A 22,566-nucleotide genomic window follows, 5' to 3' on the forward strand; every position below is an offset into this window, starting at 1 on the left:
GACTCGGGGGAAGACGGGAAGGGGACAAGCGCGCCGGCGTTCAGCCGGCGGCCATCAGTTCGGACGCGGCGGCACGGGCGGCGGCGGTGATCTCGGCGCCGGACAGCATGCGGGCGATCTCCTCCCGCCGTTCCTCGGGCGACAGGATGACCACGTCGGTGGTGGTCTTGCCGGCGGCCACGCGCTTGCGCACGTTCAGGTGATGCCGGCCGCGGGCCGCCACCTGCGGGCTGTGGGTGACCACCAGCACCTGCAGGCCGGCGCCCAGGCGGGCCAGGCGTTCGCCCACCGCGTCGGCCACGGCGCCGCCGATGCCGGTGTCGACCTCGTCGAACACCAGGGTGGGCACGGTGCCGACCTGGGCGAGGATGACCTTCAGCGCCAGCATGAAGCGGGCGAGTTCACCGCCCGACGCGATCTTGGCCAGCGGGCCCGGCGGGGCGCCGGGGTTGGTGGCGACGGTGAAGGCGACGCGGTCGCTGCCGCTGGGGCCCCAGTCAGCCTCGGCCACGCCATCGACGGCGGTGACGAAGCGGGCCTTTTCCAGCTTCAGCGGCGCCAGTTCCGCCATGACCGCCTTGTCCAGCTTGCCGGCCGCCGCGCGGCGATCCTGGGTGAGGGCGCTGGCCGCCGAGGCGTATGCCTGTTTTGCCTCCAGCGCCTCTTTGGCCAGGCGGGTCAGCAGATCGCCCTGGTCCTCGATCAGCGACAGGCGGCGGGCGAAGTCGGCGCGCAGGGTGGCGAGGCCGGCCACGCTGATGCCATGCTTGCGCGCGCAGGCGCGCAGCGCGAACAGCCGCTCCTCCAGCTTTTCCAGGGTGGCGCCGTCATGGTCCATGTCGCCGGCCATGATCTGCAGGGCGCGGGCGGCCTCGCCGATCTCGGCGGCGGCCTGGTCCAGGGTGGCGATCAGCGGGTCCAACTGGCCGGCGGCCTTGTCCGCCACCCGGGTCAGATGGCGCAGGGCGTTGGCCAGGGCGCGCTCGGCCCCGCGCTCACCCGCGATCTCGCCGGCGGCGCCGGTCAAGGCCTCCACCAGCTTCTCCCGGTGCATCATGACGGCGCGGCGCTCGGCCAGCGCCTCTTCCTCATCGTCCTTGGGGTCCAGCACGTCCAGTTCGGACAGCGCGTGGCGGACATAGTCCTCTTCCTCGCGGGCTCGGGCGGCCTCGCGATCAGCATCCCGCCTGGCCGTTTCCGCCGACTGCCAGGCGCGGTAGAGCCCGGCGACATGGGCGCGCTTCGCCGCCAGGCCGGCGTAGCCGTCCAGCAGGTCGCGGTGGGTCAGGGGATTCAGCAGGCCGTGGGTGTCGAATTGGCCATGCACCTCCACCAGCGTCTCGCCGACGCGGCGCAGCAGGGCCACGCCCACCGGCTGATCGTTGATGAAGGCGCGGGAGCGGCCATCGGCGGTGACGGTGCGGCGCAGGACCAGCGTGGTGTCGGCGTCCAGGTCCTGCTCCCGCAGGAGGGCCAGGGCGGGGTGGGAGGCGCCGCCCTTGGCGCCACCGAACCCGCCCAGATCGAATTCAGCCACCACGGTCGCCTGGTCGGCGCCGTGGCGCACCAGGCCGCTGTCGCCCCGACCGCCCAGGGCCAACCCCAGCGCGTCGAGCAGGATGGACTTGCCGGCGCCGGTTTCGCCGGTCAGCACGCACAAGCCTGGGCCGAACGACAGATTCAGCCGTTCGATCAGGACCACGTCACGGATCGAGAGGGACGCCAGCATGGCACTCACCCGGTTTGCGAGCCTTCAGACGGAACTGTCAGACAAGAAGGGCCCCGGACTGGTCTGTCACCGATCCGGAGCCCCGCTGTCGGGATAGGATTTTCTAGGGCTTAATCACCGAAAAGCCAACCCAAGAAGCCACGGTCCTTGCCTTCCTGGCGCGGCTTCTCGGCTTTCTGGTCCGCCGGCTTCTGGTCGGCGGGCTTGGCGCCGGTGGGCTGGCCGTCGGCGGGCGTGGTCGGGGCTCCGGTGGCGGTCCCGGGGGCGGGTGCTGCCGCGTCGGCCGGGGCCTTGGCGGACAGGTTCACCGGAATGACGCGCGGCTTGGGCGCGTCCTTCATCAGGTCGTAGGTGTTCTGGTACCAGTCGCTGCCCGGGTAGTTGTAACCCAGCACGGCGGCGGCCTTGCGCGCCTCTTCCAGCATGCCCAGCGACAGATAGACCTCCACCAGGCGGTGCAGGGCCTCGGGCGTATGGCTGGTGCTCTGATACTGGTCCACCACCTGGCGGAAGCGCTTCATGGCCGCCAGGTTCAGGCCCACGCTCTGGTAATAGCGGCCGATGTCCATTTCCTTGCCCGCCAGATGGTCGCGGGTCAGGTCGATCTTCAGCTTGGCGTCACGGGCGTAGGGGCTGGCGGGGAAGCGGCGGATGACCTCTTCCAGGGCCTTCAGCGACTGCACCGTCGGGGTCTGGTCGCGCCGCACGTCGGAGATCTGCTCATAATAGCAGAGGCCCTTCAGATAATAGGCGTAGGCGACGTTGGGGTTGCCGGGGTGCAGGCTGATGAAGCGGTCCAGCGAACCGACGGCCTCATCATACTTGTTGGCCTGGTAATAGGCGTAGGCGGCCATCAGCTCGGCGCGCATGGCCCAGGTGGAGTAGGGGTGCTGCTGCTCCACGGCGCCAAACAGCAGGGCCGCTTTCTGGTATTCGCCGCGATCGATGGCGTTGCCAGCCTCGGAGTAGATCTGCTCCACCGGGCGTTCGATGTAAGGCGCTTCCTTCTCATCGCTGGAGCAAGCCGCTACCGCGACAAGCGCGAGCGGGGCCAGGATGCGGAGGCGGCGGGGCGACAAGGCAATGCGGGGGAAGGACAAGGGCATCTTCTCGGGGCGGAATAGGCGGCGGGATGCGCGACGGCGTGTTATAGCACGGTCATGCCGCCCATCGCCAAGCGGCACATTGTCGATCAAACAGCGAAATATTTTGAAATGCGGTACCATGGGGCGATCAGTGCCCCCGTGTCCCCACCCTACACGGGGGGATAGGGTGCGGCCTGGCGGGGCATTTTTGCATCGACAGGCGACCGCGTTCGGGGTGGATGTGCCATAGGCTGACCGCTAGCTTGGGACGCCCCCTGCGACAGAACGCTTATCAACCCCATCGCCATGCTCGACAAGACGGCCAAGCCCAATATCACCGAATTCAGCTTCACGCATCCGGCGTTGTGCTTGCCCAATTCCTTTTTCACGCTCAGCCATGGCGAGGCCGTGTTGCAGATCGACCTGGGTGACGCGCGGGGCGCCATCCCCTTGCGCCAGGTGTCGCAGATGTTCTCCGTCCCCCCGGACAGCGGCGATGGGCAGTTGTTGGGGATGATCGCGCAGAGCCTGAAGTTCGTGCGCATCATCAGGAATGGTGACCGCATCCCGTCTGAAATCCTGGACGGCACGGCGTCATGGTCCATCGAGTCCCGCCATCGCGACATGGCATTCCTCAAGATCGGCGGTTCCTTGCTGAAGGCCATCGCCGGCGCGCGTGGCGACGCCTCCTCCCTGGATGAAAGCGAGGACGCCAAGCGCCGCATGCGCGAACAGGCGGCGGAGATCGCGGCCATCGTGGGGCTGCCGACCGAGCGCAAGCATGAGGTGGTGGACCGCGTCGAGATGCTGGCCAACGAGCTGGCCTTCCTTGAGGCGCTGCGGGAGTACTTCAAGCCGGTGTTCGATATCGGCCGCAAGCTGCGGGAAATGCAGAAACTGGCGCGGGGCGATCGGGAACTGGATCATCAGCTCCGCCGCATCCAGTCCCTGCTGAAGGTGCCGGTGGACAAGTACCGCAGCTGGTTCGATGAGGTGGAGGCGGGAACGGGCGAGGCGGTGGCCGCCCTGAAGCAGTTCGACGGCACCGTGGCCATGCTGCGCCGGCACCGCGACGCCCTGCATTTCGAGACCATGGCCTGGGAGGACATTCCCCAGCGGTGGAAATCCCTCGACCCGGCCAAGGATGAGGCGATGTTCGAGGTCAGCCGCCTCTATCGCTTCCTGGCGTCGCGTTACCTCGACACCAAGGTCTGGTTCGGCGGCTGATCCGCGCCGATCGCCTATGAACGGGGTCACTGTCCGTAAACGGACAGTGGGCGATGTCGAACGCCCAAGCGGTCGCCATATTCGCCAATTGTGGTGGATCGGGTCATTTAGTGGCGTGATTTCGTCAACGACTCATGAGCCCGTGACGGGGACCGGTCGATTTCCGCGGCTTTGGGCGGTTGGCACACCCCTTGCTGATAGGGGGCACGACAACCAACCACCTTCCGATGGAGATGCGAATGACCGCCTACACCGCCGCCCCCCGTACCGCTTCCTTCCGTTTCTTCAAGGGCTTGCCCAGCACCGACACGGTTGAGGCCTGTGCCATGGTGGCCGTCGCCCTGCTGATCGCGATCAGCATCGGCGCCATGTTCTAAAGTCGCGCCCTGCGCGCCCAAGACCACCGCCCGACCAACGATCCATTTCAGAAACCAGGGACAGCAACCATGACCACCGTAACCGCCACCCGGACCACGACCCCCAACCTGTTGGCCCGCGTCACCGCCTTGGTCGAGACCGCCGGCATGCTGGGTGTCGCCGCCGTCGTGGCCCTGTGCATCAACGCCATGCTGTGAGGATGTCCGAAGACGGCGCGCGCCCGGCCCGGAACCGGCGCGCTGATCAGCCCTCCGGCGCAACGGAAAAGGCCTTCCCCCCATCTGGGCGGAAGGCCTTTCGCTTTTCCAGCCTGCGGTGCGTGATGCCGGGCGTCCGGGAATGGACGGCTGGCTGTTCAAAAACGAACAGTGTCCGGAAGCGCACGAACAAGAATCGCCAGTTTTTATACTGAATGACAAAAATGGCGATTTCATGGTGCGAGGAGCATGTGCGGGCAGATGGCTTCGGTTGGAACCCCAGGATTTCCGCCGTTTCAGCGGTTGGCACGGGCCTTGCTGATAAGGGGGCAACACCGACCAATCATCCTGACGGAGATGAAAATGACCGCCTTCGCCGCTTCCACTCGCACCGCGTCGTTCCGCTTTTTCAAGCTGTTGCCGTCCATCGCCGCCGTCGAAACGGGGGCCATGCTGGCTGTGGCCCTGCTGATCGCCGCCAGCGTCAACGCCATGCTGTGACCCTCCCGCGAACCGACCCGCGCATCCAATCCACCGACCATCGCCTGACCAGCGATCATCCAATCCGACCAAGGGGAACCATCATGACCACCGCCACCCAGACCGCCATGTCCTTCAGCTTCACCGCCCGTCTTTCGGCCCTGGTCGAGACGGCTGGCATGTTGTCCGTCGCCGCCATCGTGGCACTGTGCCTGAACGCCATGCTGTGAGGTGCCGGCCCTGCCGGACAAGTCCGCCGGACGCCACGCCCGGAGACGGAAAAGGCCTTCTTCCCGGATGGGGAAGAAGGCCTTTTCGTTTGAGGCTCAGTTATTCGTGTTGTGTTCGGTCTTTTGTGCTTGTTGGCCGGACGGATGCGGCGGTGTTGGGTCAATAAGATGCCTCAGGCGGTGGCGACCAACCGGGGCCGTCCCCAAGCCTGGGGGACGAAGGCGGCGTCCACTTCCTCGACAATCTCATAGGCGGAGGGGTCGGCGAACAGGGCGTGCAGCAGCTTGTTGTTGAGGGCGTGGCCGGAGCGGATGCCCGAGTAGTGGCCGACGATGGCGAGGCCCGCCATGTACAGGTCGCCCACGGCGTCCAGGATCTTGTGGCGCACGAATTCGTCGTCGAAGCGCAGGCCGCCCTCGTTCAGGACACGGTCGCCGTCGATGACGATGGCGTTATCCATGGAACCGCCGCGCGCCAGGCCGGCCCGGCGCAGCATGTCCACTTCCTGCAGGAAACCGAAGGTGCGGGCCTCGGCCACCTCATCCTTGAAGCTGTCGGCTTCCAGGCGGACGAAACCTTCCTGGCGGCGCACGGCGGCGCTGGCGAAGTCGATCTCGAAGGCGAAGCTGGAGCCCGACGACGGCGTCAGGGTGGCGACCTTCTCGCCCTCCACCACCGACACGGGACGCAGCACCCGGATGACCCGGCGGGCGGCGTCCTGCTGGGCGATGCCGGCGCATTCGATCAGGAACACGAAGGGGGCGGCGCTCCCGTCCATGATGGGAACCTCGGCACCGTCCAGGTCGATGAACAGGTTGTCGATGCCGCAACCGCGCAGCGCCGACATCACATGTTCCACCGTCCCCACCGTGGCGCCGGTGGCGTTGGACACCACCGTGCACAGCCGGGTGTCAACCACCGCGTCCCAGCGGGCCGGAACGGCCGCCTGGGCCTCCGTGGCCCCACCGCGCAGCAGATCCAGCCGCCGGAAGATGATGCCGCTGTTCACCGGGGCCGGGCGCATCGTCATGGCAACGGGCAGGCCGGAATGCAGGCCGACACCGGTGCAATTGATGGGGGCCTTCAGCGTCTGCTGGCGGGCGGCGGTGGTGGGTTCACGATCGGCGTACACGGGTCCAACTTCCTTATTCTGCCGTGATACGGTCAGGCGCGGGCCCTTCCTGCATCACGTGCGCCCCAGGGGTGGGCCACCTGGGGACTTTGGGTTCGGACGGGGCGGGTGTCGGGGAAGCGGTCTTTGACGACCACAGGCCTTGCCATCCACGTCCGGCGACCGGTTCGGCTTGCGGTCAATTTTGACCCTGCCGCCTTGTCGCCTCGGTTCCGACCTCCGTCCCGGGATGTCAACCGCGTGTTGCGGTGCATCCAAAGCCAAACGTCATGCTGCCTAAGTAACAAGTGGACGCCCAGCCTTCAAATCACTCTTTGTTACGGAATGTTACGTCACGCTATGCGTATCTACTTGAGCACAAATGCAATTTCGCCTTGATGCCGCCGCAAATGAAAAGGGCCGCTTTCCTGCGGGAAGCGGCCCTTCACATGATGCGATGCAGTGACGCGGGTCACATGGGGTGCATCAATTCGCGCCCATCAGTTCGCCTGGCGGCGGAGGAAGGCGGGGATATCCAGCGAGCTGTCCTCGCCCGGGGCACGGCCCAGGCCGGGCTCCGGATGCACCGACGGGGTGGGCTGACGCGGTGCCTGGTGCTGCGCGCCCTGTGGCGTCACCGCCGGGGCGGCATGCTGCTGCACCGGCTGGGAGACTTGCGGGGCGGGCTGCGGGGCGTAATGCGCCGTCGGGGCCGGTTGACGCGGGGCCATCTGCGGCTGGGGGGCCGGCGCCTGGTCCTCACCGCCGAAACCGAACATGCGCTGGAAGATGCCCTTCTTGCGCGGCTCAGCCTGCGGCGGCGTGTAGCGATCCGGATTGGGCGCGCCCAGACGCGGGCCGCCATCGGCGGGACGCGGTGGGATGAAGCCGGCACCGCCACGCTCGCCACGCAGGGTGCCCGGGGCCGGCGCGCGCATCGGCACCTCGGTCCGCGGCGCGGGCTCGGGGGCGTGCTCATGCGTCGCCTCAACCGCTGGGGCCGCCGGGGCGTGCTCCGCCACCGGGGTGAAGGCCGCAGGCGTCGGCACCGCCATTTGCGGGGCCGCCATGGGGGCTGGTGCCGGCGTGGTCACGGCCGGAACCGGCGCGGCATGCGCCGTCGCGGTGGGGGCCGGCGCCATGGGGGCGGGCGTCAGCGCCGCGTGGTAGCTGGCGCCCGCGGCGGGACGCACCGGCGTGCTGACCGACGGGGTGGCTGGCGCGGCCGCGCGGCGGACGGCGGTGCCGCTGACCACTTGCAGCTGGGGGGCGACCGGCTGGCGCGGCTGCTGGCCGGCCAGGGTCTCGATGCCAGTGGCGACCACGGACACCCGCATCTTGCCGTCCAGCTGGGCATCGAAGGTGGAGCCGAAGATGATGTTGGCGTCCGGGTCGACCTCGTCGCGGATACGGTTGGCCGCCTCATCGACCTCGAACAGGGTCATGTCGTAGCCGCCGGTGATGTTGATCAGGACGCCGCGGGCGCCCTTCATCGACACGTCGTCCAGCAGCGGGTTGCTGATGGCGGCCTCGGCGGCCTCCACGGCCCGGCGGTCGCCCGTGGCCTCGCCCGTGCCCATCATGGCCTTGCCCATCTCCGTCATCACGGTGCGGATGTCGGCGAAGTCCAGGTTGATCAGGCCCGGCATGACCATGAGGTCGGTGACGCCGCGCACGCCGGAATGCAGCACGTCGTCGGCCATCTTGAAGGCGTCGGCGAACGTGGTCTTCTCATTCGCCACCCGGAACAGGTTCTGGTTGGGGATGATGATCAGCGTGTCGACGTAGCTGGCCAACTCGTTGATGCCCTGCTCCGCGATGCGCATGCGGTGCGCGCCTTCGAAGTGGAAGGGCTTGGTCACCACGCCCACGGTCAGGATGCCCTGTTCCCGCGCGGCGCGCGCGATCACCGGGGCCGCGCCCGTGCCCGTGCCACCGCCCATGCCGGCGGTGATGAAGCACATGTTGGTGCCTTCGAGGTGGGAGAGGATCTCCTCCAGCTGCTCCTCGGCGGCGGCGCGGCCCACGTCGGGGCGCGAACCGGCGCCCAGGCCGCGGGTGATGGTGCTGCCCAGCTGCAGGCGCTTGGTGGCCTCGCTGCCGGTCAACGCCTGCGCGTCGGTGTTGGCGACCACGAACTCCACCCCTTCCAGGTTGGAGCGGATCATGTTGTTGACGGCGTTGCCGCCGGCGCCGCCGACACCGAACACGGTGATGCGCGGGCGGGTCAGCACTTCCACCGGCGGAATGGTGACTTTGATGGTCATGGCGTTGTCCCCTCTGCGGAGCGTCCGGAATACGGTGCGGTTAGGTCGTGGGTCGGTTTCGGCGGTCTTGAGCCAATACTTCGGTGGCCGGTACATCGGCCCCTGTCGGGGGTGCCGGATGGCGGTGGCCGGAAATTCTGTCGCGTGGCCGGGGCGTGGTCGGGGGTCATAGGTTGTCCCTCAGCCAGTTGCCCATGCGGCCCCACCAGCCGGAGCCGGCGGGTTCGATCAGGGGGGCCAAGGCGGGGGCCTCGGCGTGTTGCTGCACGGCATAGGCCAGCAGGCCGGCGGCGGCGGAGAAGGCCGGACCGCCCACGGATTCCGCCAGGCCGCCGATGCGCAGCGGCCGGCCCAGGCGGATCTGCTTGTCCAGCACCTGCTGGGCCAGCTCGCGCATGCCGGGAAGCTGGCTGGCGCCGCCGGTCAGCACCACGCGGCGGCCCGCCAGCTTGGCGAAGCCCGATGCGTCCAGGCGGCCGCGCACGAACTCGAACACCTCTTCCAACCGGGGCTGGATGATGCCGACCAGCAGGGACTTGGGCACATGGTGGGCCTGGGCCCGATCCTCCTCCCCGATTTGCGGCACGTCGATGATCTCACGCTCATCGGAGGGGGCGGGCAGGGCGCTGCCGTACAAGGTTTTCAGCCGCTCCGCATGCGCCAAGGGCGTGGTCAGGCCACGGGCGATGTCGCTGGTGACGTGGCTGCCGCCGATGGGCACGCTGTCGGTCCACACCATCTTGCCGTCGAAGAAGACGGATATGCTGGTGGTGCCGCCGCCCATGTCGATCAGGGTGACGCCCAGATCCATTTCGTCCTCCACCAGGCAGGACAGGCCCGCGGCGAAGGGGGACATGACGAAGCCTTCCACACCTAGATGGCAGCGGCCGACGCAGGAATTCAGGTTGCGCACCGGGCCGGCCGCGGCCGTCACCACATGCAGGCGCACGCCCAGCTTCTCGCCCACCATGCCGCGGGGGTCGCGGATGCCGCTGGATCCATCCACCGTGTAGCCCACGGGGATGGAATGGATCAGTTCGGCATCGGCGGAGACGTTCAGGTTGCGGGCATGGGCCAGCGCCCGGCGCAAATCGGCGTCGGTGATCTCCGAGCCTGAGATGCCCGTCTCCACCGTCAGGGTCTGGCTTTCCGGCTGGCCGCCGGACAGGCCCACCAGCACCTCGCGGATCTGCTCGCCCGCCATGGTCTCGGCCGCGTGCACGGCGGTGCCGATGGCGGTCTCCGCCGCCTCCATGTCCACGATGGCGCCGGCGCGCACGCCGCGCGACACCTGGTGGCCGATGCCCACCACGCGGATGGAGCCGGGCTCCTCCACCCGGGCGATGAAGCAGACGACCTTGCTGCTGCCCACGTCCAGGGCGGCGATGGTTCCGCCACGCGCGACGCGCTTGGGCTTGGACCGGCCGGTTACGGTGAATGCCATGGTCTGGTCCGCCCTCAGTTCTTCTTCGCCGGCGGGCGTTTGCCCTTGTCCGCCCGAGCCGCCGCCGCGGTGGCCGAGGTCTGGACCACCAGCCGGTCCGGCACGCGCAGGTCGATGGCGACCACGTCGCGGTCCAGCACCTTGTCCGATGCCTCCAGGGCGGCCAGCTGATGCAGGGCCGCCTCGAAATTCAATTCCGGCAGGCGCACTTCGGTGCCGCCCTTCAGATGCAGGTCCCAGCGGCGGCCGCCGACCAGCACGGCGGCGTCGACGCGCGCCTGGATGGTGGGTTCGGCCGCCAACGCCGCCAGCAGGGTGTGGCCTTGCTTCGGCGCCCCGTCGCCCACCAGGATGGGCAGGTTGGGGAAGTGGTCCAGGTTATGGTCGGTCAGCACCGTGCCCTCGGCATCCACCAGCGCCAGCTTCTGCTCATGCTGCCAGATGGCGATGGGCTGGCGTTCGGTCAGCACGACGTACAGCGTGTCCGGCAGGCGGCGCTCGATCCGGGCGTTGGCGATCCAGGGGATCTGCTCCAGCTGCTTGCGGGCGGCGTGTGGGTCGAAGCCCAGGATGGGCGACCCGCGCTCCACGCCAAGGGCTGCCAGCACCTGGGCGCCGTCCGTCTCCTTGCGGCCCTTGACCAGCACTTCCTGGATCTGCAGGCCGCCCCGGGATGTGACGTCCAGGAAAGCGGCGTTCATCGCGTTGCCGGCGGCCGTCAGCTTGCCGCTGGCCCAACCCCAAAGCACAAGGCCGCCGACCAGGGCCAGCGGCGCGAGGATGGTGGCCCGGCGGCCCAGGAACCGCAGCCACCGCGGGGTGGCGCGGCGGCGGTTGGCCGCCTGGGCGGCACGCTGCGTCGTCCGCCGCGTCTCATACGCGATGCGGCTACGCGGGGTGTCGCCCTCGGGGAATAGCCCGGGGCTGGAGGGATGGGTCACCCGTGGCATGCGGCGTGCTCCACGATCCAGCCGCACAGGTCGGCATAACTGAGACCCACATGGGCCGCCTGTTCCGGCAGCAACGACAGGGGGGTGAAGCCGGGCTGGGTGTTGGTCTCCAGGAAGCAGAGGCCGGCGCTGCCGTGCTTGCTGTCGTCCCAGCGGAAGTCGCTGCGGCTGACGCCGCTGCAGCCCAGCGTCTGATGGGCCAGCAGGGCCAGGCGCTTGGCTTCCTCCGCCACCTCGGCCGGAATCCGGGCCGGGCAGACGTGTACCGCGTGGCCTTCGGTGTACTTGGCCGTGTAGTCGAAGAATTCCGTGCTGGCCACGATCTCGGTCACGGTCAGGGCGCGGTCGCCCACCACGCCCACGGTCAGCTCGCGGCCGGGGATAAACTTTTCCACCATCACGGTGTCGCCATAGACCCAATGCTCGGCGGCGATGGCCGGGCCGTTGGCCCCGGGGCGCACGATGCGGACGCCGACGCTGGAGCCCTCGTCCACCGGCTTGATGACGTAGGGCGGTTCCATGACGTGGCCGGCCAGAACCTGCTCGCGCGTCGCGATGACGCCGTCGGCGATGGGCATGCCCACGGTGCTCAGCACCCGCTTGGTCATGGCCTTGTCCATGGCCACGGCGGAGGCCATGACCCCGGAATGGGTGTAGGGCACGCCCAGATATTCCAGGACGCCCTGGATCAGGCCGTCCTCGCCGCCGCGGCCGTGCAGGGCGTTGAAAATGACGTCGGGCTTGGGCGTCAGCGCCGCGAGCAGGCCGGCCAGGTCGCGCTGCACATCCACCGCGCGCACGACATAGCCTTTGGACTCCAGCGCGGTCACGATGGACGCGCCGCTGACAAGCGACACCTCGCGCTCGGCAGACCACCCGCCCATCAGGACGGTGACATGCTTAGGCTGGTGACCACTCATCAAACCGCTCCCTATTGGCTGAATCGGTTCCAGCCATGGTGACACAATCCCTAGAGGATAGCCCACCTTTGCAGAACCGCTGGGAAACGCAAGATTTTGTAAGTTTTCAGGCGCCTCTTTTTAAAAACCGCTAGCTATAGCGTTGAAATGTCCAGGCCGCTGCAACCAGGGTATAACTACCCATAGTCCTTCCCTATGTCGTCCGGACGGGTCGGAAAACGACTCGGCGTCCGGGTGGTCGCGGTGTCGCGCCAGGACTGATTCGCGGGTACCCCGACTCACTCAAACCGGCTCCCCGATGCGGCGGATTTCCCAGCGCAACGGGATGCCGGACATCTCAAAAACCCGGCGGCGCACTTCCTCGCCCAACGCCTCGATGTCGGCGGCGGTGGCGTCGCCCAGGTTCAGCATGAAATTGGCGTGCTTCTCGGACATCTGGGCGCCGCCGACCACCAGGCCGCGGCAGCCGGCCTTGTCCACCAGGGCCCAGGCCTTCTCGCCCGGCGGGTTGGCGAAGGTGGACCCCCCGGTGCGGGCCCGCACCGGCTGGCTGGCCGCCCGGGCGGCCGCGATCTCGTCCATGCGGGCCTGGATGGCGGCCTTGTCGCCCGGCCGGCCCACCAGGGTGGCCGTGGTGAAGATCACATCTTCCGGCACGCCGCAGTGGCGATAGGTCAGGTGCAGATCATCCCGGCTGTAGGTGCGGCGACGGCCCTGGCGGTCGATACCCACGGCGTCCTCGATCACCTCCACCGTCTCCCCGCCATAGGCGCCGCCGTTCATGCGGATGGCGCCGCCGATGGTGCCGGGGATGCCGGACAGGAACTCCAGGCCCGACAGGCCGGCGGCCTGCGCCGTTTGGGCCACGGTCAGGTCCAGGGCGCCGGCGCCGGCGCGGACCCGCTCACCCTCCACCGCCACCTGGGCGAAAGCACCACCCAGGCGGACGACGACGCCGCGCACGCCGCCATCGCGGACCAGCAGGTTGCTGGCGACACCGATGACGGTCACCGGCACATCGGCGGGGCAGGCGGCCAGGAACCGGGCCAGGTCATCCTCGTCGGCCGGGCGGAACAGCACGTCGGCGGGGCCGCCCACGCGAAACCAGGTCAGGGGCCCCAGGGCGGCGTCCGGAGTCAGCCGGCCGCGTACCTCCGGCAGGCGGCGCAGCAGGGCGGCGCCCCGGGTCTCGCCCGGGCCCTCCGTCCCCTCATGCCGGCGCCGCTCCGCCATCATCGGGCGTTCCCTCCCGGATTGGCGGTGCCGAACAGGCGGTCCAGCTCCGCCGGCAGGGCGTTGGCCCAGGTGGTGATGTTGCCGGCGCCTAGGCAGACCACCAAGTCACCCGGCCGCGCCATGTCGCGGATCATGGAGGGCAGCGCCTCGGGCGAGGGCAGGGGCAGCGCGTGGCGGTGGCCGTGGGTGCGCAGGCCATCCACCAGCGCCTCCTTGCTGACGCCGGCGATCGGTGTTTCACCGGCGGCATAGACGTCGGCGACGATGACGGCGTCGGCGTCGTTGAAGCAGGTGCAGAACTCCTCGAACAGGCTCTGCAACCGGGTGTAGCGATGGGGCTGCACCACGGCGATGGTGCGGCCGGTTCCGGCGGTGCGGGCCGCACTCAGCACGGCCGCGATCTCCACCGGGTGGTGGCCATAGTCGTCGATGACGGCGATGCCGTTGGACTCGCCCGTCTTGGTGAAGCGCCGCTTCACGCCGCTGAACTTGGCCAGGCTCTGGCGGATGCTCTCATCGTTGATGCCCATGTTGAGGGCGACGGCGATGGCGGCCAGCGAGTTCTGGACATTGTGCAGCCCATACATGGGCAGGTGCAGGCCGGTGATGGTCCGTTCCTCCCCCACCACGCGGTCGGACACGACCACGTCGTAGAAGGCGCCCTGCACCGTGGTCTGCAGGTTGGTGGCGCGCAAATCGGCCTGGGGGTTGAAGCCGTAGGTGACGATGCGGCGGTCCACCCGGCTGATCAGGGCCTGGACCTCGGGATGGTCGATGCACAGGGCGGCGAAGCCGTAGAACGGGATGTTCTGCACGAACTGGTCGAAAGCCTCGCGCGCCCGGTCGAAGGTGCCGTAGAAATCCAGATGCTCGGGATCGATGTTGGTGACGACGGCGATGGTGGCCGGCAGCTTGGTGAAGGTGCCGTCGCTTTCATCCGCCTCGACCACCATCCAGTCGCCGGAGCCCAGCTTGGCGTTGGTGCCGAGCGCGTTGATGATGCCGCCGTTGATGATGGTGGGGTCGAAGCCGGCGCCGTCCAGCAAGGCCGAGACCAGCGAGGTGGTGGTGGTCTTGCCGTGGGTGCCGGCGATGGCCACCGACCATTTCAGGCGCATCAGTTCCGCCAGCATTTCGGCGCGCCGCACCACCGGCACCAGCGCCGCGCGGGCGGCCATGACCTCGGGGTTGTCGCGCTTCACGGCGGAGGAGATGCAGACGACCGCCGCCTCGCCCAGGTTTTCCGCCCGCTGGCCGATGGACACGGGAATGCCCAGATCGCGCAGGCGCTTGACGTTGTAATTGTCCGCCAGGTCGCTGCCCTGGACGGAGTATCCCAGGTTATGCAGCACCTCGGCGATGCCGGACATGCCGATGCCGCCGATGCCCACGAAATGAATGGTGCCGATGGACAGGGGCATCGCCCTCATTGGCCGTCTCCGCTGCGATAGGGGGATTGCGCGCGGACCCCGTCCGCGGCGGCCGGACCATAGGGGAAGGTCAGGGCGTCTGGGAAGCTCGTCATACGGGGCCAAGACATGTGGCTCATGCGGCCCTCCCCAAGGGGACGGCACCGCTCGCGGCGTCCAGCACGGCGTCGGCCAGGCGCTCGGCCGCGTCGGGGATGGCGAAGGACCGGGCGCCGGCCGCCGCCAGGGCCAGCGGGGCGGGGTCCTCCAGGAAGGCGGCCAGTCGCTCCGCCAGGGCCTCGGCGGTGAATTGGGCGTGGGGCATCAGCCACGCGCCGCCCGCGTCCACCAGCGCCTTGGCGTTGGCGGTTTGGTGGTCGTCCATGGCCTGGGGATAGGGCACCAGGATGGCGGGACGGCCGGCCACGGCCAATTCCGCCACCGTTCCGGCACCGGAACGACAAATCGCCAGGTGGCAAGCGTCCAGCCGGCCGGCCATGTCACGGAAGAAGGGGGCCAGTTCCACCTCCACGCCCAGGCCGGCATAGCCTTCGCGCGCCTGCTCCATCGTTTCGGGCCGGGCCTGCTGTTTGATGCGCAGGCGCAGGCGGTGTTCCGGCGACAGGCGGGCGACGGCGGCGGGCAGGATGGTGCTGAAGACGGAGGCGCCCTGGCTGCCGCCGGTCACCAGGATGGACAGAGTGCCGCCGGGCGGGGTGTAGGGACGGTCGGCCAGGGCCAGGATGGCGGGGCGGACGGGGTTGCCCGTGCGCACACTCGCCACGTGGCGGGGCAGGCCGGCGACAGCGGGGAAGGAGGTCGCGATCAGCCGGGCGCCGCCCGCCAACAGCTTGTTGGCCCGGCCCATCACCGCGTTCTGCTCATGCAACACCACGGGAATACCCAGGCGCTGGGCCGCGAACACGGTGGGCACGGAAGGGTAGCCGCCGAATCCCACCACCACGGCGGGCTTCATGTCCTTCAGGATGCGGCGGGCCTGCATGGATCCAGCCAGCAGTGTCAGCACCGTGCGGGCCTTGGAAATGAGGCTGCGGCCGGGCGTGCCGGCGCTGACCCGATGCACGGGGATGTCGGTCAGGCCCTCGCCGAAGGCCTGGCCCCGGGTGTCGGTCACCAGCGCCACCGGCAGGTCCCGGGCGCGCAGCGCGCGGGCCAGCGCCTCCGCCGGGAAAAGATGGCCGCCGGTGCCGCCGGCCGCCAGGACGATGGTTCCTTGCGCGGAGCGGCTCATGGCAGATCCCCCTGGCCGAAGCGCTTGCGGGTCAGGGCCAGCAGCATGCCGACGCCGATGCCCAGCGCGATGAGCGACGAACCGCCGTAGGAGATGAAGGGCAGGGTCATGCCCTTGGTCGGCATCATGTGCAGGCTGGACGCCATGTTGATGCAGGCCTGCAGGCCGAACTGCATGGCCAGGCCGGCGGCGCCCAGCATGACGAACAGGCTCTGCTCCCCATAGGCGCGGGCGAAGCTGCGCATGACCACGACGCCGAACAGCAGCACGATGAACAGGCACCACAGCATGCCCAGTTCTTCCCCCGCCACGGCGAAGATGAAGTCGGCATGGGCGTCGGGGATGGTCATCTTGACCGTGCCCTGGCCGGGGCCGGTACCCCACAAGCCGCCGTGCTGGAAGGCGTCCAGCGCGCGCTGGACCTGGTAGTTGTCGCCGGCGGCCGGGTCCAGGAAGCGGTTGACGCGGCTTTGCACGTGCGGGAACAGCAGATAGGCCCCCACCAGGCCTGACAGGCCGCAGACCACCAGCACCGCCACCAGCAGGATGGGCAGGCCGGCGATGAAGAACTGGCCGAACCACACGGCGCTGACCACGAAGGTCATGCCCAGGTCGGGCTGCATCAGCAGCAGGGCCACGATCATCAGGTAGAAGACGATGCAGACGCCGAAATAGATGACGTTGCTGGTGTGCCGGGCCTGGGCGAACAGCCAGGCGGCCACTACGGCGAAGGCGGGCTTGATGAATTCCGACGGCTGCACCGACAGGCCCGGCAGATGGATCCAGCGGGTGGCGCCCTTGATCTGCACACCCGACACCAGGGTCAGCGCGACCCCCGCCAGGGACAGCAGGAACATGATCATGGCCATGCGCCTGACACCCTTGGGCGACAGCAGCGACACCCCCACCATGATGATCAGGGTGGGGATCAGCATCATCACGTGATGCTGGATGAAGTGGAAGTTATCCAGGCCGATGCGCTCGGCCACCGGCGGGCTGGCCGCCTGGATCAGCACCACGCCGATGGTGGCGATGAGGAAGACGGTGGCCAGGGTCCAGCGGTCGACGGTCCACCACCAGCGGCCGATCACGGATTGGTCGGTACGCGACAGCGTGATCATGGCGTCCCGTCCTTTTCCTGCAAGGCCCTGACGATGCCGACGAAGGCGTCGCCGCGCACCTCGAAGTTGGGATACTGGTCAAAGCTGGCGCAGGCGGGCGACAGCAGCACCGTGCCGCCACCCGCTTCTTGCGCCATGGCGTAGGCGGCGGGAACCGCCTGGTCCAACGTGCCATAGCGGCCGTAGCTGACCTTGCCCTCAAGCCACGGGGCGAATTCCTCCGACGCCTCCCCGATCAGGAAGGCGTGGTGCACCCGACCCATGAAGGGCTCCAGTCCGGAGAGGCCGCCCTCCTTGGCCTTGCCGCCCACGATCCAGTACATGTCCTGGTAGCAGCCCAGGGCCTTGGACGCGGCGTCGGCGTTGGTGGCCTTGCTGTCGTTGACGAAGCGGATGCCGTTGATGGTGGCGATGGTCTGCTGGCGATGAACCAGGCCGGGGAAGGTGCGCATCGCCTCGGCGATCACCTCGGGCGCCACGCCCACCGCGCGGGTGGCGGCGTAGGCGGCGCAGGCGTTCTGCCAGTTGTGGCGACCCGGCAGGGCGGCGCAGTCGCGCAGATCGACCACGGCCAGGGCCCGTCCATCGGTGTCGTCCACCAGCACGCCATCGGCGGCGTGGATGCCGCCGGGCACCGCGCGCTCGGCGGAGATGCGCACGACACGGCGTGCGATACTGTCCCCCGCTGGCGCCTCCAGGCTATCGGCCATGGCGGCGGTGTTGGGTTCGTCCACGCCCAGGATGGCGACGGGCAAGGGTTTGGAAGCGTCGCGGGCGCCGGGCTGGAAGATCAGGCGCTTGGCGGCGATGTAGCCGTCCATGCCGCCATGGCGGTCCAGATGGTCGGGGGTGATGTTCAGCAGCACCGCGGCATCGAAACCCAGGGACGGCGTCAGTTCCAACTGATAGCTGGACATCTCCAGCACATAGACGTCGCCCTCCCCCAAGGCCGGGAAGGTCAGGACCGGGATGCCCAGATTGCCGCCCACGGCGATGGTGCGGCCGGCATGGGCCAGGATGTGCCCGGTCAGGGCGGTGGTGGTGGACTTGCCGTTGGTGCCGGTGATGCCGATGTAGGCGGCGTCCGGCCGGGCCTGGCGCAGCAATTCCACGTCGCCGATGATGGGGATGCCGGCGGCCTTGGCCCGCGCCGCCACCGGATGGGCCCGGGGGAAGGTGTGGGGAATGCCGGGCGACAGCACCAGGGCGGCGACGCCGCTCAAATCCGCCTCATGCAGGTTGGTCAGGGGGATGCCGGCGGCCTCCGCCGCCTTTTGCCCGCCGGTGCCGTCGTCCCAGGCCAGGACCTGCGCCCCGCTGGCGGTCAGCACGCGCGCCGCCGCCAGGCCTGAGCGCGCCAAGCCCATCACCGCCACGCGGCGGCCTTGGTAGGGGGGGATGAGGAGGGGCCGGGGCGCGGTCATGGGGTTAACGCAGCTTCAAGGTGGACAGGCCGGCCAGCGCCAGGATGACGGCGATGATCCAGAAACGGATGACGACGGTCGGCTCCGACCAGCCCTTCTTCTCGAAATGATGGTGCAGGGGCGCCATGCGGAACACCCGTTTGCCCGTCATCTTGAAGCTGGCGACCTGCACGATGACGGACACGGTCTCCAGCACGAACAGGCCGCCGATGATGGCCAGCACCAGCTCATGCTTGGTGATCACGGCGACGGTGCCCAGCGCGCCACCCATGGCCAGCGAGCCGGTGTCGCCCATGAACACCATGGCCGGCGGCGCGTTGAACCACAGGAAGCCCAGGCCGGCGCCCACGAGCGCGCCGCAGAACACCGCGAGTTCGCCCGTGCCCGGCACATGGTGGATTTGCAGGTAGTTGGCGAAGACGGCGTTGCCCGAGAGATAGGCGATCAGGCCGAAGCTGGCGGCGGCGATCATGATGGGCACGATGGCCAGGCCGTCCAGGCCGTCGGTCAGGTTGACCGAATGGCTGGATCCGACGATGACGAACACGGCCCAGGGCCCGAACAGGTAGCCCAGGGGGATCAGCACGTCCTTCAGGAAGGGCACGGTCAGGCCGGTGTCCAGCGGGCTCTGCGCCACCTGCAGGTACCAGGCGGTGGCGACGCCGGCGACCGCGATCATGGCCACCATCTTGCCGCGGCCGGACAGGCCCTTGGTGTTGCGCTTGGTCAGCTTCAGGAAGTCGTCGCCGAAGCCCACCAGACCGAAGCCAACGGTGACCAGCAGGACGATCCAGGTGTAAGCGTTGGTGACGTCCACCCACAGCACGGTGGAGATCAGGACCGAGATCATGATCATCAGGCCGCCCATGGTGGGCGTGCCCTTCTTCTTCAGGTGCGTCTCCGGCCCGTCGGTGCGGATGGGTTGCCCCGACCCCTGCATGGACTTCAGCCAGCGGATGACGCCGGGGCCGATCAGGAAGCTGATGATCAGCGCCGTCAGCATGGCTCCGCCCGTCCGGAAGGTGATGTACCGGAACAGGTTGAACAGCTGGAATTCGTCGGCCAGCGGGAACAGCAGGTTGAACAGCATGAGACGGATCTTAGCTCCCGGAGACGGCGGGGGTAGAGGGGGACGGGTGGGACAGGGCCTGCAGGGCGTCCACCACCTTGGCCATGCGGCTGCCGGCGGACCCCTTGATCATGATGACGTCGCCGGCGCGCACGGACCCGGCCACCAGCGGCGCCAGGTCGGCGCTGGTGGCGGCGTGGGCGCCGCGGCGCGCGGCCGGCAACTGGTCGAACAGGTGGCGCATGTTGGGGCCGCAGGTGAAGACCAGATCCACCTGCGCGGCGATGAGCGCATCGGCCAAGCCGGCGTGCAGCTTGGGGGAATCGGCGCCCAGCTCCAGCATGTCGCCCAGGGCCGCCACGCGGCGACCGCCGGGACCCGGCTGGGTATGGCCCAGCACGGCGGCGGAGGCGGCCACCGAGACGGGGCTGGCATTATAGCTTTCGTCGATCAGGGTGACGCCGCCGCCGGCATGAGCGCCGTTGGGTGGCAAATCCACCACCTGGCGCACGCCCCGGCCCTTGACCGGGGTCAGGGTGGCCAGCGTCACGGCGGCGGCCTGGACGTCGCCGCCGGCGGCGGAGACGGCCAGCAGCACGGCCAGGCTGTTCATGGCCTGGTGCCGGCCAGGCAGGGCCAGGGTGTAGCGCACCACTTGGCCCTGGATCTCGGCGGTGATGTCGCAGCCGGTGTCGGAGAGGTCCAGGTCGATCAGCCGGGCATCGGTCCCGGCGGTGGCGCCGAAGCTCAGCACATGGCCGATGCCCCGGGTGCGGGCCGCCGCCAGCAGGCGGGCGTATTGGGGATTGTCGCGGTTCAGCACCGCCGTGCCCTGGCGGGACATGCCCTCGAAAATCTCGGCCTTGGCGTCTGCGATGGCCTCGACGGAGGCGAAGAACTCCAGGTGAACGGCTTCCACCGTGGTGATGATGGCGATGTCCGGGCGCGTCATGCGCGACAGCGGGCCGATCTCGCCCGCGTGGTTCATGCCCAGTTCGAACACGCCATAGCGCACGTCGGCCGGCATGCGCGACAGCGACAGGGGCACGCCCCAGTGGTTGTTCAGGTTGCCTTCGGTGGCGAAGGTGGGGGCTTGGGCGGCCAGGCAGGCGCGCAGCATTTCCTTGGTGCTGGTCTTGCCGACGGATCCGGTGACGGCGATGATCTTGGCGGCGGTGTTCACCCGGGCCACGCGGCCCAGATCCTCCAGTCCGGCCAGCGTGTCGTCGGCGATCAGCAGGGGGGCGTCGGTTCCCACCCCGTCCGGCACTCGGCTCACCAGGCAGGCGGCCGCCCCCCGCTCCAGCGCGCCGACGACGAAGCCGTGGCCGTCGAAGCTCGGGCCCTTGATGGCGACGAACAGGTCGCCGGGGCTGAGCGTGCGGCTGTCGATGGACACGCCGGTCGCGACCCAGTCGGGGCCCTGGGTCCGGGCGTTGGCGGCGGCGGCGGCATCGGCCGCCGTCCACAGCACTTTCCTTTCGGGAATCGGCGCGGTCATGATGTTCCCCCGGGCAGGCCCAGCACCCCGCGGGCGACGGCGGCGTCATCGAAGGGCCGCACCTCCTTGCCAATGATCTGGCCCTGCTCATGGCCCTTGCCGGCGATGACCAGCACGTCGCCGGCCTTCAGCGCGCCAATGGCCTGCGCGATGGCGGCGGCGCGGTCGTCCACCTCCGTGGCATCGGGGCAACCGGCCATCACCTCGGCCCGGATGGCGCCCGGGATCTCGGTGCGGGGGTTGTCGTCGGTGACGATGACGCTGTCGGCCAGGCGGGCGGCGATGGCACCCATCATGGGGCGCTTGCCCCGGTCACGGTCGCCGCCGCAGCCGAAGACGACGGACAGGCGGCCCTCGGCATGGGGACGCAGGCTGTTCAGCACCGTCTCCAGCCCGTCGGGGGTGTGGGCGTAGTCGACATAGATGGCGGCGCCGTTGTCCAGGGTGGCGACCAGTTCCAGCCGGCCGCGCACCCCGTCCAGCTGCGACAGCAGTCCGGAGGCGGCCTGCGGCTCGGCACCGCTGCCGATGACCATGCCCAGCGCGCACAGCGCGTTCCACACCTGGAAGCGGCCGACCAGGGGCAGGACGATGTCATGGGTGGTACCCATGACCTCCAGCGTCAGCGCCTGGCCGTGGGGCAGGGGGCGCAGCGCCTTGACGCCCAGGTCGCGTCCCTGCTCGCCAAAGCCGATCAGCGTCTGCTTGCGGGCGCGCACCAGGTCGGCCAGGGCCTGGAATTCCGGGATGTCGGCGTTGACCACGGCCGTGGCCCCGCGCGGCATCACCCGGTCGAACAGCATGGCCTTGGCCTTGAAATAGGCCTCCATGGTGCCGTGGTAGTCCAGGTGGTCGCGGGTCAGGTTGGTGAAGCCGCCCACGGTGACCAGCACGCCATCCAGGCGGAACTGGTCCAGGCCGTGGCTGCTGGCTTCCATCGCCAGGTGGGTGACGCCGCCGTCGGCCAGGCGCGACAGCGTGCCGTGCAGGGCCACGGGGTCGGGCGTGGTCAGGCTGTCCTCACGCGGGAAGCCAGGGGCGATCAGGCCCAGCGTGCCCATGGCGCCGGCCTGGTGCCCCTGCAGCGACCACATCTGGCGGGTGAACTGGGCGGTGGAGGTCTTGCCGTTGGTGCCGGTGACGGCGGCGATGGTCGCCGGCTGCCGCTTGTAGAAGGCCGCCGCCAACAGGGCGAAGCGCCGCCGGGGATTGGCGTCCTCGATCAGGGTGACGGGATGCGGCAAGCTTTGGGGCAGGGCGGTGCCCTTGGGCGCCAGGATGGCCACGGCGCCCGCGGCCACTGCCTGGGCAATGAAGTCGCGCCCGTCGCGGGCGCTGCCCGGCAAGGCAGCGAACAGCATGCCCGGCCTGACGGCGCGGCTGTCCGCGGTCAGGCCGGTGATCTCGGGGTCCCGTTCCAGGGCCAGCGCCGATACGGCGATTTCGGTGCGCGATGCCATCAGATCGGTAAGACGCAAGGGTCCCTCTCACACGGGATGCCGGGGCGGCGTTGATAGCGCGCGCTCCGGCATCGG

Annotated in this window: 20 protein-coding genes; 5 read left to right on the forward strand and 15 right to left on the reverse strand. The window is 69.0% G+C overall.

From position 1 onward, the window contains the following. Positions 1 to 40: 40 nt before the first annotated feature. Positions 41 to 1,729 (reverse strand): DNA repair protein RecN, encoded by a 1,689-nt coding sequence (gene recN / locus FHS74_RS01780; RefSeq protein WP_184796877.1) that lies wholly within the window; start codon positions 1,727 to 1,729, stop codon positions 41 to 43. Positions 1,730 to 1,839: 110 nt separating this feature from the next. Beyond that, on the reverse strand, positions 1,840 to 2,829 hold the full coding sequence (locus FHS74_RS01785; protein WP_343066829.1) for an outer membrane protein assembly factor BamD: 990 nt from the start codon (positions 2,827 to 2,829) through the stop codon (positions 1,840 to 1,842). A gap of 291 nt (positions 2,830 to 3,120) precedes the next feature. On the opposite strand from FHS74_RS01785, the gene FHS74_RS01790 reads away from it, so the two are divergent. From FHS74_RS01790 to FHS74_RS30840, 5 genes are all read left to right on the forward strand, one after another. Further along, positions 3,121 to 4,041: a hypothetical protein gene (locus FHS74_RS01790; RefSeq protein ID WP_184796881.1), complete on the forward strand. Its 921-nt coding sequence runs from the start codon at positions 3,121 to 3,123 to the stop codon at positions 4,039 to 4,041. A 239-nt stretch (positions 4,042 to 4,280) separates the two neighbouring features. After that, a complete protein-coding gene (locus tag FHS74_RS01795) occupies positions 4,281 to 4,418 on the forward strand; it encodes a hypothetical protein (RefSeq protein WP_184796883.1) in 138 nt (45 codons plus the stop codon). A gap of 69 nt (positions 4,419 to 4,487) precedes the next feature. Further along, positions 4,488 to 4,616 carry a hypothetical protein gene (locus FHS74_RS30835; protein WP_281384594.1) on the forward strand — a complete coding sequence of 43 codons (129 nt, stop codon included), beginning with the start codon at positions 4,488 to 4,490 and terminating at the stop codon, positions 4,614 to 4,616. Positions 4,617 to 4,979: 363 nt separating this feature from the next. Continuing rightward, the gene (locus FHS74_RS01800; RefSeq protein WP_184796885.1) at positions 4,980 to 5,117 is read left to right on the forward strand and encodes a hypothetical protein; all 138 of its coding nucleotides are present in this window, start codon (positions 4,980 to 4,982) and stop codon (positions 5,115 to 5,117) included. Positions 5,118 to 5,200: 83 nt separating this feature from the next. Beyond that, complete coding sequence (locus FHS74_RS30840) at positions 5,201 to 5,326, forward strand: hypothetical protein (RefSeq protein WP_281384595.1); 126 nt, start codon at positions 5,201 to 5,203, stop codon at positions 5,324 to 5,326. A gap of 173 nt (positions 5,327 to 5,499) precedes the next feature. Here the strand turns inward: FHS74_RS30840 and lpxC are convergent, their stop codons facing one another. The 13 genes from lpxC to FHS74_RS01865 all read right to left on the reverse strand — a co-directional run bounded on the left by lpxC (position 5,500) and on the right by FHS74_RS01865 (position 22,509). Further along, positions 5,500 to 6,459 carry a UDP-3-O-acyl-N-acetylglucosamine deacetylase gene (gene lpxC, locus FHS74_RS01805; protein ID WP_184796887.1) on the reverse strand — a complete coding sequence of 320 codons (960 nt, stop codon included), beginning with the start codon at positions 6,457 to 6,459 and terminating at the stop codon, positions 5,500 to 5,502. Between the two features lie 479 nt (positions 6,460 to 6,938). Next, the gene (gene ftsZ / locus FHS74_RS01810) at positions 6,939 to 8,705 is read right to left on the reverse strand and encodes a cell division protein FtsZ (RefSeq protein WP_184796889.1); all 1,767 of its coding nucleotides are present in this window, start codon (positions 8,703 to 8,705) and stop codon (positions 6,939 to 6,941) included. A 166-nt stretch (positions 8,706 to 8,871) separates the two neighbouring features. Next, positions 8,872 to 10,149, reverse strand: a complete 1,278-nt coding sequence (gene ftsA / locus FHS74_RS01815) for a cell division protein FtsA (RefSeq protein ID WP_184796891.1) — start codon at positions 10,147 to 10,149, stop codon at positions 8,872 to 8,874. 14 nt (positions 10,150 to 10,163) lie between these two features. Further along, positions 10,164 to 11,099 (reverse strand): cell division protein FtsQ/DivIB, encoded by a 936-nt coding sequence (locus FHS74_RS01820; RefSeq protein ID WP_184796893.1) that lies wholly within the window; start codon positions 11,097 to 11,099, stop codon positions 10,164 to 10,166. Then, positions 11,087 to 12,019, reverse strand: a complete 933-nt coding sequence (locus tag FHS74_RS01825) for a D-alanine--D-alanine ligase (RefSeq protein WP_184796895.1) — start codon at positions 12,017 to 12,019, stop codon at positions 11,087 to 11,089. Before FHS74_RS01825 ends, FHS74_RS01820 begins: the two co-directional genes overlap by 13 nt. Before the next feature lie 282 nt (positions 12,020 to 12,301). Next, positions 12,302 to 13,252: a UDP-N-acetylmuramate dehydrogenase gene (murB, locus tag FHS74_RS01830; RefSeq protein WP_184797309.1), complete on the reverse strand. Its 951-nt coding sequence runs from the start codon at positions 13,250 to 13,252 to the stop codon at positions 12,302 to 12,304. After that, the gene (gene murC, locus FHS74_RS01835; protein ID WP_184796897.1) at positions 13,252 to 14,685 is read right to left on the reverse strand and encodes a UDP-N-acetylmuramate--L-alanine ligase; all 1,434 of its coding nucleotides are present in this window, start codon (positions 14,683 to 14,685) and stop codon (positions 13,252 to 13,254) included. Before murC ends, murB begins: the two co-directional genes overlap by 1 nt. Before the next feature lie 115 nt (positions 14,686 to 14,800). After that, on the reverse strand, positions 14,801 to 15,916 hold the full coding sequence (gene murG / locus FHS74_RS01840; protein ID WP_184796899.1) for an undecaprenyldiphospho-muramoylpentapeptide beta-N-acetylglucosaminyltransferase: 1,116 nt from the start codon (positions 15,914 to 15,916) through the stop codon (positions 14,801 to 14,803). After that, on the reverse strand, positions 15,913 to 17,037 hold the full coding sequence (locus tag FHS74_RS01845; protein WP_184796901.1) for an FtsW/RodA/SpoVE family cell cycle protein: 1,125 nt from the start codon (positions 17,035 to 17,037) through the stop codon (positions 15,913 to 15,915). Before FHS74_RS01845 ends, murG begins: the two co-directional genes overlap by 4 nt. Further along, complete coding sequence (gene murD, locus FHS74_RS01850; RefSeq protein ID WP_184796903.1) at positions 17,034 to 18,461, reverse strand: UDP-N-acetylmuramoyl-L-alanine--D-glutamate ligase; 1,428 nt, start codon at positions 18,459 to 18,461, stop codon at positions 17,034 to 17,036. The genes FHS74_RS01845 and murD overlap by 4 nt, the downstream gene beginning before the upstream one ends. Positions 18,462 to 18,465: 4 nt before the next feature. Then, entirely contained in the window at positions 18,466 to 19,551 is a 1,086-nt protein-coding gene (gene mraY / locus FHS74_RS01855; RefSeq protein ID WP_184796905.1) for a phospho-N-acetylmuramoyl-pentapeptide-transferase, read from the reverse strand. Positions 19,552 to 19,561: 10 nt separating this feature from the next. After that, positions 19,562 to 21,031: a UDP-N-acetylmuramoylalanyl-D-glutamyl-2,6-diaminopimelate--D-alanyl-D-alanine ligase gene (locus FHS74_RS01860; RefSeq protein WP_184796907.1), complete on the reverse strand. Its 1,470-nt coding sequence runs from the start codon at positions 21,029 to 21,031 to the stop codon at positions 19,562 to 19,564. Continuing rightward, on the reverse strand, positions 21,028 to 22,509 hold the full coding sequence (locus tag FHS74_RS01865) for a UDP-N-acetylmuramoyl-L-alanyl-D-glutamate--2,6-diaminopimelate ligase (RefSeq protein ID WP_343066830.1): 1,482 nt from the start codon (positions 22,507 to 22,509) through the stop codon (positions 21,028 to 21,030). Before FHS74_RS01865 ends, FHS74_RS01860 begins: the two co-directional genes overlap by 4 nt. Between the last annotated feature and the right edge of the window lie 57 nt (positions 22,510 to 22,566).

Origin of the sequence: Nitrospirillum iridis (assembly GCF_014205765.1) — a bacterium.
Lineage (GTDB): Bacteria > Pseudomonadota > Alphaproteobacteria > Azospirillales > Azospirillaceae > Nitrospirillum > Nitrospirillum iridis.

Excerpts from the sequence above, each read along its gene's own strand:
- recN (WP_184796877.1), bottom strand. The coding sequence starts at position 1,729 with ATGCTGGCGTCCCTCTCGATCCGTGACGTGGTCCTGATCGAACGGCTG.
- FHS74_RS01790 (WP_184796881.1), top strand. The coding sequence starts at position 3,121 with ATGCTCGACAAGACGGCCAAGCCCAATATCACCGAATTCAGCTTCACG.
- FHS74_RS01795 (WP_184796883.1), top strand. The coding sequence starts at position 4,281 with ATGACCGCCTACACCGCCGCCCCCCGTACCGCTTCCTTCCGTTTCTTC.
- FHS74_RS30835 (WP_281384594.1), top strand. The coding sequence starts at position 4,488 with ATGACCACCGTAACCGCCACCCGGACCACGACCCCCAACCTGTTGGCC.
- FHS74_RS01800 (WP_184796885.1), top strand. The coding sequence starts at position 4,980 with ATGACCGCCTTCGCCGCTTCCACTCGCACCGCGTCGTTCCGCTTTTTC.
- FHS74_RS30840 (WP_281384595.1), top strand. The coding sequence starts at position 5,201 with ATGACCACCGCCACCCAGACCGCCATGTCCTTCAGCTTCACCGCCCGT.
- ftsZ (WP_184796889.1), bottom strand. The coding sequence starts at position 8,705 with ATGACCATCAAAGTCACCATTCCGCCGGTGGAAGTGCTGACCCGCCCG.
- ftsA (WP_184796891.1), bottom strand. The coding sequence starts at position 10,149 with ATGGCATTCACCGTAACCGGCCGGTCCAAGCCCAAGCGCGTCGCGCGT.
- FHS74_RS01820 (WP_184796893.1), bottom strand. The coding sequence starts at position 11,099 with ATGCCACGGGTGACCCATCCCTCCAGCCCCGGGCTATTCCCCGAGGGC.
- FHS74_RS01825 (WP_184796895.1), bottom strand. The coding sequence starts at position 12,019 with ATGAGTGGTCACCAGCCTAAGCATGTCACCGTCCTGATGGGCGGGTGG.
- murB (WP_184797309.1), bottom strand. The coding sequence starts at position 13,252 with ATGGCGGAGCGGCGCCGGCATGAGGGGACGGAGGGCCCGGGCGAGACC.
- murC (WP_184796897.1), bottom strand. The coding sequence starts at position 14,685 with ATGAGGGCGATGCCCCTGTCCATCGGCACCATTCATTTCGTGGGCATC.
- murG (WP_184796899.1), bottom strand. The coding sequence starts at position 15,916 with ATGAGCCGCTCCGCGCAAGGAACCATCGTCCTGGCGGCCGGCGGCACC.
- FHS74_RS01845 (WP_184796901.1), bottom strand. The coding sequence starts at position 17,037 with ATGATCACGCTGTCGCGTACCGACCAATCCGTGATCGGCCGCTGGTGG.
- murD (WP_184796903.1), bottom strand. The coding sequence starts at position 18,461 with ATGACCGCGCCCCGGCCCCTCCTCATCCCCCCCTACCAAGGCCGCCGC.
- mraY (WP_184796905.1), bottom strand. The coding sequence starts at position 19,551 with ATGCTGTTCAACCTGCTGTTCCCGCTGGCCGACGAATTCCAGCTGTTC.
- FHS74_RS01860 (WP_184796907.1), bottom strand. The coding sequence starts at position 21,031 with ATGACCGCGCCGATTCCCGAAAGGAAAGTGCTGTGGACGGCGGCCGAT.